We start from the raw sequence: 12,263 nt of genomic DNA, 5'->3' as shown, positions 1-12,263 counted from the left end.
GTAAAGGCCAGACTTTAGCATGAGTGTGGTGAATGAAGCAGCATCCGGTGGCTTGGCTGTTCAAGAAACCAACGGTCATCCGGGGTTTGCTTGCAATTGCCAGGGGCTTACCTGATAATGCCTGCGCTCTCGTAATGAGGGCTTGTCAATGGGGGCCCTGTTGGTTCTCCCGCAATGCTAACTTGTGAACTCGGTCAGGTCCGGAAGGAAGCAGCCGCAGCAGGCGACGCGTGTGCCGGGATGTAGCTGGCAGGGCCTCCACCATTCAGCCTTCCGAAAAAATCCCCATAATTCAACCCAATAGCGCAATGCTGGCACTCCTTTGCCAGTGGCATGGTCAATCCCTGAAATTCGGTTGCTATGGCAGGCCGTAGATGAGAAGGGGAAAACTTAGCGGACAAACTTCCAGACAGAACCGGGCACTTTATCGTAGAGCTTATTCATCGTCAGCTCTGCAAGGCGGTGATCGGCAGCAGAATAGAATACCGCTAACTCGTCATCGGACAATTCATACTTGTTTTTCTCAATCACCCGCTCAAGGGTGTCGATTGAGCGACAGCGGCGCAGTCGCATCAAATAATCGGTTTTGGTTAAGGCTTGGTTGCTCATAAATAAGTCGTTCTCACTCTGATGCTAAAAGGAATGGCTGGGTTGCTGTAGAAAAGCGCACTCTTCGGCAAACAGGTTAAATAGGCGTCGGGCTGAACGTTGCCAACGTTGAAGATCCTGAGTATTGATTCCGTAGCTGCTAAACAACATAAAGGTATCGTCAAGATATTCATCGATTTGCGTTATCAGTGCTTCATCTTCAACATGCTTAATTTTGTAATTCATCGTGAAAGACGCGATATGCTCAATCAAATCGTTGAGCTGTAAATTGCTTTCCGAAGTTGGATCATTAACCCAGCCATGATGACTGTCAGTTAATGTTGCCATACTTTCGTCAAACAGGTTCTCACACAGGAATTTAAGCTGGGCAATATCATGCCGTTTCGGTGAGTATTCGTCCATCTTTTTCCCCTCCATAGCTAGCACAGTTACCGCAGCGCGGCGAGATTAGGAAAAGCTACCTGGAAGCGATCACGAATAAAATGAATTCAGCGACTCCTTAAAGATAATCCACAATCATTAGTTTTGCTCACCTCCATTACCAAATATTACAATTCATCGGCAGGAGAAGGGCGTGTATTGTCGATCACTTCAAACACCAGCGCACCGGGGACGATATGAAACAGAACATCTTCCTGGCGTGTAAAGGTTTCATTTAAATCCTGACAGGGACTAAATAAATTCCACATGAAATCGTAAAGCATTTTAAATCGATTATTAGGACCGGGCGTAATGGATATAATGCGAAAACTCTCGGGAACTAATCGCGCATTTTGTGAATACCATTGCAAATCACCCGCAAGTGCTTCCGCTATTTTGAGAATATTCCCCTGAATTATTGCCTGCAACTTAGTGCAGTCATCCTCACCTTCAGCAATATCACAATGAATAATGGCCTGCATCGTTAATCCGGTAAAAAAGAGGATGTTTATATCATTGGGGTTTCATGCGGATATTGCAAGCATGCCTTAAGCAGAAATAGCTATTGTTGTGATGGATTCCAGTACCTGTTGAGGAAGAAAAGGATGCAAACCGCACCGTAACCCCTTTGATCGGCGGTGCTGGTTAACTTTTGAAACACTTTCCTGCGCGGCAGCCTGGGGCATAATCTGATAGTGTATTTGTTATGTTATAACATTTTGGTTGTGTCGTATGAATCATAGTGGATTACTTCTGTCTCTGGGCGGACGCTTGCTGGTCGCCCTGTTGCTGGTGGCGCTGCTGGGGATGGCGATTGTCTGGGGTATGCAGAAATGATGCGGTTTCACCATCTGCAAGCCGGTTATCAGGGACAAACCGTTACGCCGACAATTAATGGCGAGTTGCCCGCAGGGAGTATGACGGCGCTGATTGGCGCAAACGGCAGCGGCAAATCCACCTTACTGAAAACTATCGCCGGTTTGCTGACCCCGATTGCAGGACGTTGCGATCTTGCGGTTTCCCGTAAAGAACTCGGCTGGCTGCCACAACGCACCGAGCTGGAGACGCGTTTTCCGATCACCGCTTATGAGCTGGTGGCGATGGGATGCTGGCCGCGTTGTGGTTGGTTCGGTGCGATTAACCGTGCTTTACGCAAAGAAATTGATGCGGCGCTGGATGCAGTACAGATGCGAGATTTTGCCGATGCCCAGCCTGCCACATTGTCCGGCGGCCAGTTACAGCGGGTACTGTTTGCGCGCCTGATGCTGCAACGCAGCAAGCTGTGGCTGCTGGATGAACCTTTTAATGGTATCGACAGCCAGACGGTGACCTTGCTGATGTCAATCCTCGAACAGCAGCAGCAGTCGGGCACCACGTTACTGGTGGTGCTGCACGATCGCCCGCTGGTGGCTCGTTATTTTCAGGATGTGCTGTCGCTGGATGAACCCGAATCCGCCCATGCGCCATTGCTGCGGAGGGTGGCATCGTGACCCTGCTGCAACCTTTTATTGAGTTCGGCTTTATGCGCCGCGCGTTGGTGGCCTGTGTTGCGCTGGCGCTCAGTGCAACGCCGCTGGGCGTTTTCCTGTCGCTGCGCCGTATGAGCCTGATCGGTGACGCGCTTTCTCACGCAGTGCTGCCAGGTGCGGCTATCGGTTATCTCATTTCCGGGCTATCGCTGGTGGCGATGGGGATCGGCGGTTTGATCGCTGGTCTGGCGGTGGCGTTGCTCTCCGGCGCGGTCAGTCGCTATACCCCGTTGAAAGAAGACGCCAGCTTTGCCGGTTTCTATCTTGGCTCTCTGGCGCTTGGTGTCACCCTGGTTTCCCTGCGTGGTTCCAGTGTCGATCTGCTGCATGTGCTGTTTGGATCGCTGCTGGCAGTGGATAACGCCGCCATCATGCTGGTGGGGGGCATCGCCGCGTTCACCCTGCTGATGCTGGCTCTTATCTATCGCCCATTAGTCATCGATGCTTTTGACCCCGATTTCCTGCGCGCGCAGGGCAAATGGAGTGCGCCGCTGGTACACGGCATTTTTCTCACCCTGGTGGTACTCAACCTGGTGGCGGGATTCCAGGTGCTGGGCACACTGATGTCCGTGGGATTAATGATGCTGCCTGCCGCCAGCGCCCGTTTCTGGAGCCGTCATCTCGCCTGCATGCTGGCGATTGCCATGTTGCTGGCAGTCATTGCCGCGCTGATCGGCCTGATTTTATCGTGGCACTACTCGCTGCCAGCCGGACCCGCAGTGGTGCTGAGTGCCGCCGGACTCTTTCTGCTTTCTATTTTGACAGGACCATGTGGCGGTTTACTGCGCCGCCGATAACGAAACCAATAAGGGGATATGTATGAAGAAGTTACCGATTAGCCTGGCGTTGGGTGCCATGTTGATCAGCCCGCTGGCGCTGGCGAAAACAGTGGATGCGGTGGCGAGTTTTACCGTGCTGGCGGACATCGTTAAACAGGTTGGTGGCGATCACGTCAACGTGAAATCGTTGGTAGGGCCGAATGGTGACCCACACACCTTCGAACCGACGCCGCAGGACAGCCAGGCACTGGCGCAGGCGGATGTGGTGTTTGTCAGCGGTCTGGGCCTGGAAGGCTGGATGGATCGTCTGGTCAGCGCATCGGGCTATAAAGGTTCGCTGGTGGTGGCTTCACAAGGCATCAATACGCGTGAGATGGTGGATGATGGTAAAACCATCACCGATCCGCATGCGTGGAACAGCATGGCAAACGGCGTGATTTATGCCACCAACGTCATGAATGCTTTGATCAAGGCGGATCCGGAAGATGCCGCAGCGATTCGCAAGCAGGGTGAGAACTATATCCAGCAATTACAAAAACTGGATAGCTGGGCGAAAACGTCGTTTGCTGCCGTGCCGCAGAGCAAACGTAAGGTGCTGACCAGCCATGATGCATTTGGTTATTTTGGTCAGCGCTATGGCGTGTCCTTCCTGGCACCGGTGGGCTTCTCCACTGAAGCGGAAGCCAGTGCGAGTGATGTGGCATCGATCATCAAACAGCTCAAGTCTGAGCACATCACTACTTACTTTATGGAGAACCAGACTGACCCACGTTTGGTGAAACAGATTGCCAGCGCGACGGGCGCGAAACCGGGGGGCGAGCTGTATCCGGAAGCCCTGTCGGAAGCCAATGGTCCGGCTGCCAGCTATGAAGCGGCGTTCAAACATAACGTCAATGTCATGCTGAAAAGTATGAAGTAATAAAAAAGGCCGGGGATTAACCCGGCCAATTATCACGACACATCCTAACGTTTCTTCTTCCTTCCCTGTACCGCTTTAAAGCGCGGATTGGTTTTGCAGATCACATAGATACGACCTTTACGACGCACGACTTTGCAATCTTTGTGACGGGTCTTCGCTGACCGCAATGAACTCAATACCTGCATGATATTCTCCGTTATGCCTTACTGCGGCCCAGGAAACGGCCAAAACGCTGGTTGAAGCGTGCAGCGCTGCCTTCTTTGGCAAAGTCTTTCTGCTTACCGGTGTAATACACATGCGATTTCGAAGAGACATCAAGCGTGACGTAGGGCAGCACTTCACCTTCGAACTCGATGGTGCGTTCGGTTTTGATGGTGGAACCCACTTTGAAATATTCGTTCGCCGTGGTGTCGTGGAACACCACCGGACGGTAATGAGGATGGATATCAGGTTTCATAATTTCTCGCCTTATGTAATGTTATAATATAACAATAGTATGAACCTGAGCGCGTAACAATGCAACCGCAGAGGATGCAGGGATTTTGTGGCGGGGGCAGGGGGCATAAAAAAGGCCGCATCAGCGGCCTTTTAAGGAAGAGTCAATCTTAGTGGTTGACAGGATGGCCCTGTTCCAGCTCGCTCTTATTCTTGCTGAAACGACGGCGTACCACGACGAAGAACACCGGTACGAAGAAGATTGCCAGCGCAGTAGCGGTTACCATCCCGCCCATTACGCCAGTACCTACTGCGTTCTGTGCACCCGAACCGGCACCGGTACTGATTGCCAGCGGCAGTACGCCAAGGATGAAGGCCAGTGAGGTCATCAGAATTGGACGCAGACGCATACGGGATGCCTCCAGTGTTGATTCCACCAACCCTTTACCTTCTTTCTCCATCAGATCTTTGGCGAACTCAACGATCAGGATGGCGTTCTTCGCCGACAGACCTATGGTGGTCAGCAGGCCTACCACGAAGTAGACGTCGTTGCTCAGGCCGCGCACGGTGGTGAACAGCAGGGCACCGACGACGCCGAGCGGCACCACCAGCATAACGGAGAACGGAATCGACCAGCTCTCATACAAGGCTGCCAGACACAGGAACACCACGATCAGCGAGATAGCGTACAGTGCCGGAGCCTGGTTGCCGGACAGACGTTCCTGGTAGGACATACCCGTCCAGTCGTAGCCGATACCGGCAGGCAGTTTCGACGCCAGCTGCTCCATCAGGTCCATCGCATCACCCGAACTTTTGCCTGGTGCTGCCTGGCCGAGGATTTCCATCGATGGCAGACCGTTGTAACGCTCCAGACGCGGCGAACCATATTGCCACTTCGCACTGGAGAAGGCCCCGAACGACACCATCTCACCGGCGCTGTTGCGCACATACCATTTGCTGACGTCATCCGGCAGCATACGGGCATTCGCCTGGCCCATCACGTACACCTTCTTCACACGACCACGGTCGATGAAGTCGTTGACGTAAGAACCACCCCAGGCGGCACCCAGTGAGGTGTTGATGTCAGACAGCGACACACCCAGTGCTGAGGCTTTTTCCTGATCGATAATCAGTTTAAACTGTGGCGTATCTTCCAGACCGTTAGGACGCACACCCACCAGGGTATCCGGGTGCTGTGCAATCATGCCGAACAACTGGTTACGCGCTTCAGTCAGTTTTTCATGACCCAGGTTCCCCTGGTCGATCAGCTCAAAGTCAAAGCCGGTGGCGTTACCCAGTTCGATAATCGCTGGCAGGTTGAACGGAATAACCATCGCATCTTTGATGGCACCGAGCGCACGCATGGCACGGCCTGCCAACGCTGGCACTTTCAGGTCTGCGCTGCCACGCTCATCCCACGGCTTAAGGCTGACGAAGGCGATACCGGTGTTCTGTCCACGTCCGGCAAAACCGAAGCCGTTAACGGTAAATACCGAGTTCACACTGTCTTTCTCTTTGGTCAGGAAGTAATCCGTCACCTGATCCAATACTTTCTGGGTGCGTTCCTGCGTCGCACCGGCCGGCAATTGGGCCTGGGCCAGCAGCAGCCCCTGGTCCTCTTCCGGCAGGAACGAGGTGGGTAAGCGCAGGAACAGGTAGGCCATGCCGATCACGATAAGCAGGTAAAGCACCAGATAACGGCCGGTACTGCGCACGATATGGCCGACGCTATCAACGTAGTGATGGGTGCTCTTATCAAACATACGGTTAAACCAGCCAAAGAAGCCGGTGGTTTTGCCGTGGCTGCCTTTCTCAACCGGTTTCAGCATGGTAGAGCACAGTGCTGGCGTCAGAATCAACGCCACCAGCACCGACAACGCCATAGCGGAAACGATGGTGATGGAGAACTGGCGATAGATAACCCCGGTCGATCCGCCGAAGAAGGCCATCGGGATAAATACCGCCGAGAGCACCAGCGCGATACCGACCAGTGCGCCCTGAATCTGCTCCATCGAACGTTTGGTGGCCTCTTTCGGCGGCAGACCTTCTTCTGCCATCACACGCTCAACGTTCTCTACCACCACGATGGCGTCATCCACCAACAGGCCGATAGCAAGCACCATCCCGAACATGGTGAGCGTGTTTATCGAGTAGCCACAAGCGGCAATGATTGCAAAAGTCCCCAGCAGCACCACCGGTACGGCAATGGTCGGGATCAGCGTGGCACGGAAGTTCTGCAGGAACAGATACATCACCAGGAACACCAGCACGATCGCTTCGAACAGGGTTTTCACCACTTCGAAGATGGAGATTTTAACGAACGGTGTGGTGTCATATGGATACACCACTTTCATTCCCGATGGGAAGAAAGGTTGCAGTTTCGCTAATTCGGCTTTTACCGCAGCGGCGGTGTCCAGGGCGTTAGCACCGGTTGCCAGCTTGATACCGATACCAGAGGCCGGTTTGCCGTTATAACGTGCGATGATGTCGTAGTTTTCACCACCCAATTCGATCTTCGCGACGTCACGCAGGCGCACCTGGGAACCGTCGGTGTTCACCTTCAGCAGGATATTGCCGAACTCTTCGGTCGAGGTCAGACGGGTCTGCGCTATGATCGAAGCATTTAATTGCTGGCCCGGAACCGGTGGCGTACCACCTAACTGACCGGCTGCCACCTGGGTGTTCTGCGTGCCAAGCGCGCTGATCACATCCACCGGAGTCAGCTGGAAGTTATTGAGTTTGTGCGGGTCCAGCCAGATACGCATTGCATACTGCGCACCAAACACCTGAGTATCACCAACACCCGGGGTACGGCTGATGGGATCTTTGATATTCGAGGCGACGTAGTCCGAGATATCGTTCTGCGTCATGTTCGGATCGTCACTGACAAAACCGGCCACCATCAGGAAGCTGCTGGAGGATTTTTTAACCTGAATCCCCTGTTGCTGTACTTCCTGTGGCAGCAGCGGCATTGCCAGCTGCAATTTATTCTGTACCTGAACCTGCGCGATATCCGCATCGGTCCCGGACTGAAAGGTAATGGTCAGGGTGAGGGTACCGGACGAGTCACTGCTCGAGGACATATACATCAGCCCGTCGATACCATTCATATTTTGCTCGATGACCTGGGTCACCGAATCCTGCAGCGTTTTCGCATCAGCACCGGGGTAGGTAGCCTGGATCTCAATCGCCGGCGGAGCAACATTGGGGTATTGCTCGATCGGCAGACTGATAATCGATAGCGCACCTGCCAGCATGATGATGATGGCGATTACCCACGCAAAAATGGGGCGATCGATAAAAAACTTAGCCATGTATTAACGGCTCCTGTTTATGAAGACGATTTCTGAGACTGCGCCTGAGATTCGGGTGCTGCTTTGGTATCGTCTGACACTTCTTGTGGTGTTACCTGCGCACCCGGTTTGGCACGTTGCAGGCCGACGGTGATCACGCGATCGCCCGCTTTCAGCCCTTCAGTGACCAGCCACTTATCGCCAATGGCCTGGCTGGCTGTCAGGTTACGCATTTCAACTTTATTGTCGGCACCGACCACCATGGCTGTGGCCTGACCGGTTGGTGTACGCGTTACCGCCTGCTGAGGAACCAGCAGTGCTGACGGGTTAGTCCCTTCATCCAGACGCGCACGGACAAACATACCTGGCAGCAGGCGATGGTCCGGGTTCGGGAAGACGGCACGCAGAGTGATAGAGCCAGTGGTTTCATCAACTGTCACATCAGAGAATTCCAGGGTGCCGGTTTGCGCGTAGGTGCTGCCGTTTTGCATCAGCAGGGCGACATTGGCTTTGCCATCGTTCTGCTTCAGCTGACCGGATTCCAGCTCTGCGCGCAAACGCAGGAAGTCTTCACTGGATTGGGTCACGTCGACATACATCGGATCGAGTTGCTGCACGGTGGCAAGTGCGGTGGTTTGCGCATTGGACACCAATGCCCCTTCCGTCACGGAAGATTTACCAATACGACCGCTGATAGGTGAGGTCACTTTGGTATAGGCGAGGTTAATACGCGCGCTTTCCACATTTGCCTGTGCGGCCTGAACGGCAGCGGCATTCTGTGCGGCGGTAGCAACGGCGGTGTCATAATCCTGCTGGCTGATGTACTTCGTCCCCAGCAGCGGTTTATAACGTTTTACCGTCAAATCGGCGATACGGGCATTGGCCTGGGCCTCAGCCAGCGCGCCTTTGGCGTTATCATAGGTGGCCTGATACGTTGCCGGATCGATCTGGTACAAGGAAACCCCGGCCTTCACGTCACTGCCTTCGACAAAATTACGCTTCAGAATGATTCCCGAGACCTGAGGACGAACTTCCGCGACCCGGAAAGCCGAGGTACGACCTGGCAGTTCTGTAGAGATGGTCAGTGGCTCGTTTTTTAACGTCACAACACCCACTTCTGGGGGCTGCTGCTGGGCGGCTTGTTGGGATTTATTATCATCACATCCTGTTAACACAAAGCTGCCTGAAAGCATCAGGACGGCCGCCAGAGGGGCTAATCCTCTGTTTTTATTCATAAATAAACCTCGAATGTCCGATATCAAATGATCAATGGATCACAAACCGATAAACCCATTGCTGCGTTAAAACACGGGTCGTGCTATGGTACATACATTCACAAATGTATGTAAACTTGCCAGTTTGTAAAAAAAGTCCTCTATGGCACGAAAAACCAAAGCGCAAGCGCTTGAAACACGTAATCAAATTCTCGATGCCGCGTTAGCACACTTCTCTGAACACGGTGTTGCTGCTACTTCACTGACGGATATCGCAACGGCTGCCGGCGTCACGCGGGGAGCCATCTACTGGCATTTCAAGAATAAAGCCGATCTGTTACATGAAATCTGGCTACAGTGTGACGCTGGGCTTGACGATGTGGAACTTGAGTATCAAACAAAATACCCCGGCGATCCACTCTCTGTTGTACGTTCCATGTTGATCTATATCCTTGACGCCACTGCAAAGGATCCACAAAGACGCGCATTGATGGAGATCATTTTTCATAAATGTGAATTTGTGGGCGAAATGGCGACCCTGCAGAAGATGCAGCAAAGCTTATTGTTGGAATGTTACGACAGAATAGAAGATGTACTGCGTTTATGCATTGATGCGGGCCAGTTACCCGCCAGCCTCAATACCCGGCAGGCGGCATTGATTATGCGCGCCAATATCAATGGCCTGATGGAAAGCTGGTTATTCAACCCGGAAAGCTTTGATCTGGCGGCAGAAGCACCGTGTCTGGTGGATGCATTGCTTGATATGCTGCGCTTCAGCCCCACGCTGGCGGGGCTGCGTTAAACGTTATTCGCGCCGTTCTCTGCCGCGCTTTTCTGTTCATAATCGCGCTGGACAATCACCAGCGCCGCCAGCACCGTGGCGGTTGGGATGCGGTTCTCTTCCAGCAGCTGAATTAAATCCACCGCCAGTTTGATCTCGTCTGATGCAGTTTCCAGTGACATCTTTGCTCCTAAATACGTAATTTTGCCACCACCAGCAACATCAGCAAGGCACCCGCCAGCGCCATGCCAGCGGTGGCCAGGCTCAGGGTCACCATATCACCGGCGTTAAAATAACTCGCGATATAACCGCCGATCAGTGCACCGATCACCGTCAGTACCAGCGTAACGAAAAATCCGCCGGGCCGTCCGGGAAAAATCACCCGTTTTATCCAGCCGACAGCAATACCTGTCAGAATCCAGGTGATAAAGGCCATGCGTAACTCCTTCTGTCAGAAGAGAAGAGTATAGAAGAAAGGGCGATGGGCTTACCGTGCGGAAAATTGCAGTTCCAGCTTGTGTATCGCCTGACGGCAGCGGCCGAGGCGAACTTTTAGCTGCTCCACTTCGCGAATCAACTGCTGTTGGATGCTCAGCGTCTCGGCGCGTTGCAGATGCTGCTCGCGTTCGGCAATCATTGCCAGCAAACGGGTTTCATAGCCGCGATACTCTTCGCGTTTTTGCTGTCTGCTATCACCCCGCGGACGTTCACGCGCCACGCGCAGCTGCTGGCTCTGGCACTCGCGTTGCAGGGCGGCAATCTGATCCAACACCTTATCGGCCAGCCACTGGCGACGTGCCACATCGGTATCCACGGCGGTGAGCTGCGCGATATTGTGTTCCAGCTCCCGTAAATAATCGGCCAGTCGCGTTCCCTTGCAGTGAAATAACTGGGCGTCAAAGCGTGGCTGGCGGCAGCTGCCGTCCGGCTGCTGAGCAATTTGCTGACGCAGCAGATCGAGGGTGGATAGCAGGCGTTGCTGGGGTTGCGGTAGGGGCATCACTCTTTTCCCGACTGTGTTAACGTAGCGCGGTATCGATTTTATCAGGCATCGGGCATGCAACGCATTTTATTACTGACGCTTGGCTGGCTGGCGATCGTGCTGGGTACGCTGGGGATTGTATTACCTTTATTACCAACAACGCCATTCGTGCTGCTGGCGGCCTGGTGTTTTGCCCGTTCGTCACCGCGCTTTCATCACTGGCTGCTATGGCGCTCACCTTTTGGCCGTTACCTGCGGCACTGGCAGCAGCATCGTGCCATGCCGCCCGGTGCAAAAGGACGGGCCATGTTGCTGATTATTCTTACCTTTGCTGTGTCTATCTGGCTGGTTCACCTGCTGTGGGTGCGTATCATGCTGGGCGTGATGTTGTGCATTTTGCTGCTGTTTATGTGGCGCATTCCGGTGGTGGCAGAAAGTACAGACGAACGCGAAACGGATTGACAGGGTTGCATTTAGGCGGCCATTTGCTTAGATTTGGGCCTCTTCGTGCGTGGCTTCCCTCTGTGAACTGACTTCGCTTAACCCGGTCCCTGGGTAATGGCGCTATGGGAGCTGCGCGAAATAGAGATTTCATCAGGCGTAACACTATGACCGCAACTGCCCAGCAGCTTGAACTCATCAAAAACAGCATCAAAAGCATTCCTGACTACCCTAAGCCGGGCATTCTGTTCCGTGACGTCACCAGTTTGATGGAAGATCCGCAGGCGTATGCCGCGTCGATCGCCATCCTGGTTGAGCGTTATCGTGACAAAGGCATCACCAAGGTGGTGGGGACGGAAGCGCGTGGTTTCCTGTTTGGTGCGCCAGTCGCACTGGGTTTGGGTGTGGGTTTTGTCCCAGTACGTAAGCCGGGCAAACTGCCGCGTGCCACTTACAGCGAAAGCTATGAACTGGAGTACGGCACCGATACGCTGGAGCTGCATCAGGATGCTATCCAGCCGGGTGATGTGGTGCTGGTGGTGGATGATCTGCTGGCAACCGGCGGCACTATCGAAGCCACCGTGAAACTGATTCGCCGCGCGGGCGGTGAAGTCAAAGACGCCGCCTTCATTATTAATCTGTTTGATCTGAGTGGCGAAGCGCGTCTGCAAGCGATGGGCCTCGACTGCTTCAGCCTGGTCAATTTCCCCGGCCACTAAAGCCAGCGCGCTCCGCTTTCGCGCGGGGCGCGACTTCCGCAAAGTAATAGGCATATCCTGTTGTGGCTGTTAGACTACTGCCAAAATAAACAGGGTTTGCAAAGCAGCATTTTTCCCCTTTTGACATACGGCGGACTGCGGT

16 protein-coding genes and 1 other RNA gene are annotated in these 12,263 nt (G+C 53.6%); 7 read left to right on the top strand and 10 right to left on the bottom strand.

All coding sequences use genetic code 11. The features are described from left to right. Positions 1–158: 158 nt before the first annotated feature. Positions 159–255: signal recognition particle sRNA small type (gene ffs, locus PW844_RS23240), an RNA gene on the top strand. A gap of 135 nt (positions 256–390) precedes the next feature. Here the strand turns inward: ffs and PW844_RS23235 are convergent. From PW844_RS23235 to PW844_RS23225, 3 genes are all read right to left on the bottom strand, one after another. After that, positions 391–609: an HHA domain-containing protein gene (locus tag PW844_RS23235; RefSeq protein WP_013508151.1), complete on the bottom strand. Its 219-nt coding sequence runs from the start codon at positions 607–609 to the stop codon at positions 391–393. Positions 610–633: 24 nt separating this feature from the next. After that, on the bottom strand, positions 634–1,011 hold the full coding sequence (gene tomB / locus PW844_RS23230) for an Hha toxicity modulator TomB (protein WP_021185827.1): 378 nt from the start codon (positions 1,009–1,011) through the stop codon (positions 634–636). Between the two features lie 146 nt (positions 1,012–1,157). After that, positions 1,158–1,511: a hypothetical protein gene (locus PW844_RS23225; RefSeq protein ID WP_299456853.1), complete on the bottom strand. Its 354-nt coding sequence runs from the start codon at positions 1,509–1,511 to the stop codon at positions 1,158–1,160. 351 nt (positions 1,512–1,862) lie between these two features. Between PW844_RS23225 and PW844_RS23220 the strand changes: the two genes are divergently transcribed. The 3 genes from PW844_RS23220 to PW844_RS23210 are packed head-to-tail and all read left to right on the top strand — an operon-like array spanning position 1,863 to position 4,256. Then, on the top strand, positions 1,863–2,519 hold the full coding sequence (locus PW844_RS23220) for an ABC transporter ATP-binding protein (RefSeq protein ID WP_299456851.1): 657 nt from the start codon (positions 1,863–1,865) through the stop codon (positions 2,517–2,519). Next, the gene (locus PW844_RS23215) at positions 2,516–3,355 is read left to right on the top strand and encodes a metal ABC transporter permease (RefSeq protein WP_084873195.1); all 840 of its coding nucleotides are present in this window, start codon (positions 2,516–2,518) and stop codon (positions 3,353–3,355) included. Before PW844_RS23220 ends, PW844_RS23215 begins: the two co-directional genes overlap by 4 nt. Positions 3,356–3,377: 22 nt before the next feature. Beyond that, positions 3,378–4,256: a metal ABC transporter substrate-binding protein gene (locus PW844_RS23210; protein WP_299456846.1), complete on the top strand. Its 879-nt coding sequence runs from the start codon at positions 3,378–3,380 to the stop codon at positions 4,254–4,256. Positions 4,257–4,300: 44 nt separating this feature from the next. Here PW844_RS23210 and ykgO read toward each other — a convergent pair whose 3' ends face one another. The 4 genes from ykgO to PW844_RS23190 all read right to left on the bottom strand — a co-directional run bounded on the left by ykgO (position 4,301) and on the right by PW844_RS23190 (position 9,219). Further along, complete coding sequence (gene ykgO, locus PW844_RS23205) at positions 4,301–4,441, bottom strand: type B 50S ribosomal protein L36 (protein ID WP_008103894.1); 141 nt, start codon at positions 4,439–4,441, stop codon at positions 4,301–4,303. A gap of 11 nt (positions 4,442–4,452) precedes the next feature. After that, the gene (locus PW844_RS23200; protein ID WP_084873200.1) at positions 4,453–4,713 is read right to left on the bottom strand and encodes a type B 50S ribosomal protein L31; all 261 of its coding nucleotides are present in this window, start codon (positions 4,711–4,713) and stop codon (positions 4,453–4,455) included. Positions 4,714–4,861: 148 nt separating this feature from the next. Continuing rightward, on the bottom strand, positions 4,862–8,005 hold the full coding sequence (locus PW844_RS23195) for an efflux RND transporter permease subunit (protein ID WP_299456841.1): 3,144 nt from the start codon (positions 8,003–8,005) through the stop codon (positions 4,862–4,864). A 17-nt stretch (positions 8,006–8,022) separates the two neighbouring features. Further along, complete coding sequence (locus PW844_RS23190) at positions 8,023–9,219, bottom strand: efflux RND transporter periplasmic adaptor subunit (protein WP_084873206.1); 1,197 nt, start codon at positions 9,217–9,219, stop codon at positions 8,023–8,025. Between the two features lie 142 nt (positions 9,220–9,361). On the opposite strand from PW844_RS23190, the gene acrR reads away from it, so the two are divergent. Then, the gene (gene acrR, locus PW844_RS23185) at positions 9,362–10,000 is read left to right on the top strand and encodes a multidrug efflux transporter transcriptional repressor AcrR (protein WP_299456834.1); all 639 of its coding nucleotides are present in this window, start codon (positions 9,362–9,364) and stop codon (positions 9,998–10,000) included. On the opposite strand, the gene rsmS is transcribed toward acrR, so the two are convergent. Genes rsmS through priC form a run of 3 tightly spaced genes read right to left on the bottom strand, consistent with a single transcriptional unit; the run spans position 9,997 to position 10,979 of the window. After that, the gene (gene rsmS, locus PW844_RS23180) at positions 9,997–10,161 is read right to left on the bottom strand and encodes a pleiotropic regulatory protein RsmS (protein WP_299456832.1); all 165 of its coding nucleotides are present in this window, start codon (positions 10,159–10,161) and stop codon (positions 9,997–9,999) included. The genes acrR and rsmS overlap by 4 nt on opposite strands. An 8-nt stretch (positions 10,162–10,169) precedes the next feature. Then, the gene (locus tag PW844_RS23175; protein ID WP_299456830.1) at positions 10,170–10,415 is read right to left on the bottom strand and encodes a hypothetical protein; all 246 of its coding nucleotides are present in this window, start codon (positions 10,413–10,415) and stop codon (positions 10,170–10,172) included. Positions 10,416–10,466: 51 nt separating this feature from the next. After that, positions 10,467–10,979 (bottom strand): primosomal replication protein, encoded by a 513-nt coding sequence (gene priC / locus PW844_RS23170; RefSeq protein ID WP_299456828.1) that lies wholly within the window; start codon positions 10,977–10,979, stop codon positions 10,467–10,469. 57 nt (positions 10,980–11,036) lie between these two features. On the opposite strand from priC, the gene PW844_RS23165 reads away from it, so the two are divergent. Then, on the top strand, positions 11,037–11,423 hold the full coding sequence (locus PW844_RS23165; protein ID WP_084873217.1) for a DUF454 family protein: 387 nt from the start codon (positions 11,037–11,039) through the stop codon (positions 11,421–11,423). 146 nt (positions 11,424–11,569) lie between these two features. Continuing rightward, positions 11,570–12,121 carry an adenine phosphoribosyltransferase gene (gene apt / locus PW844_RS23160; RefSeq protein ID WP_299456824.1) on the top strand — a complete coding sequence of 184 codons (552 nt, stop codon included), beginning with the start codon at positions 11,570–11,572 and terminating at the stop codon, positions 12,119–12,121. Positions 12,122–12,263: the final 142 nt, after the last annotated feature.

The organism is Pantoea sp. (assembly GCF_028283705.1).
In the GTDB taxonomy this organism is placed as follows: domain Bacteria; phylum Pseudomonadota; class Gammaproteobacteria; order Enterobacterales; family Enterobacteriaceae; genus Pantoea.
Note: the sequence above shows the minus strand (reverse complement) of the source record. Positions and strands in the feature narration are given on the sequence as shown.

Bases quoted from the DNA above. Each gene is read 5' to 3' on its own strand.
- priC (WP_299456828.1), bottom strand. From the start codon at position 10,979: ATGCCCCTACCGCAACCCCAGCAACGCCTGCTATCCACCCTCGATCTG.
- PW844_RS23235 (WP_013508151.1), bottom strand. From the start codon at position 609: ATGAGCAACCAAGCCTTAACCAAAACCGATTATTTGATGCGACTGCGC.
- PW844_RS23165 (WP_084873217.1), top strand. From the start codon at position 11,037: ATGCAACGCATTTTATTACTGACGCTTGGCTGGCTGGCGATCGTGCTG.
- PW844_RS23175 (WP_299456830.1), bottom strand. From the start codon at position 10,415: ATGGCCTTTATCACCTGGATTCTGACAGGTATTGCTGTCGGCTGGATA.
- acrR (WP_299456834.1), top strand. From the start codon at position 9,362: ATGGCACGAAAAACCAAAGCGCAAGCGCTTGAAACACGTAATCAAATT.
- PW844_RS23220 (WP_299456851.1), top strand. From the start codon at position 1,863: ATGATGCGGTTTCACCATCTGCAAGCCGGTTATCAGGGACAAACCGTT.
- rsmS (WP_299456832.1), bottom strand. From the start codon at position 10,161: ATGTCACTGGAAACTGCATCAGACGAGATCAAACTGGCGGTGGATTTA.
- PW844_RS23190 (WP_084873206.1), bottom strand. From the start codon at position 9,219: ATGAATAAAAACAGAGGATTAGCCCCTCTGGCGGCCGTCCTGATGCTT.
- tomB (WP_021185827.1), bottom strand. From the start codon at position 1,011: ATGGACGAATACTCACCGAAACGGCATGATATTGCCCAGCTTAAATTC.
- PW844_RS23200 (WP_084873200.1), bottom strand. From the start codon at position 4,713: ATGAAACCTGATATCCATCCTCATTACCGTCCGGTGGTGTTCCACGAC.
- PW844_RS23210 (WP_299456846.1), top strand. From the start codon at position 3,378: ATGAAGAAGTTACCGATTAGCCTGGCGTTGGGTGCCATGTTGATCAGC.
- PW844_RS23195 (WP_299456841.1), bottom strand. From the start codon at position 8,005: ATGGCTAAGTTTTTTATCGATCGCCCCATTTTTGCGTGGGTAATCGCC.
- ykgO (WP_008103894.1), bottom strand. From the start codon at position 4,441: ATGCAGGTATTGAGTTCATTGCGGTCAGCGAAGACCCGTCACAAAGAT.
- apt (WP_299456824.1), top strand. From the start codon at position 11,570: ATGACCGCAACTGCCCAGCAGCTTGAACTCATCAAAAACAGCATCAAA.
- PW844_RS23225 (WP_299456853.1), bottom strand. From the start codon at position 1,511: ATGCAGGCCATTATTCATTGTGATATTGCTGAAGGTGAGGATGACTGC.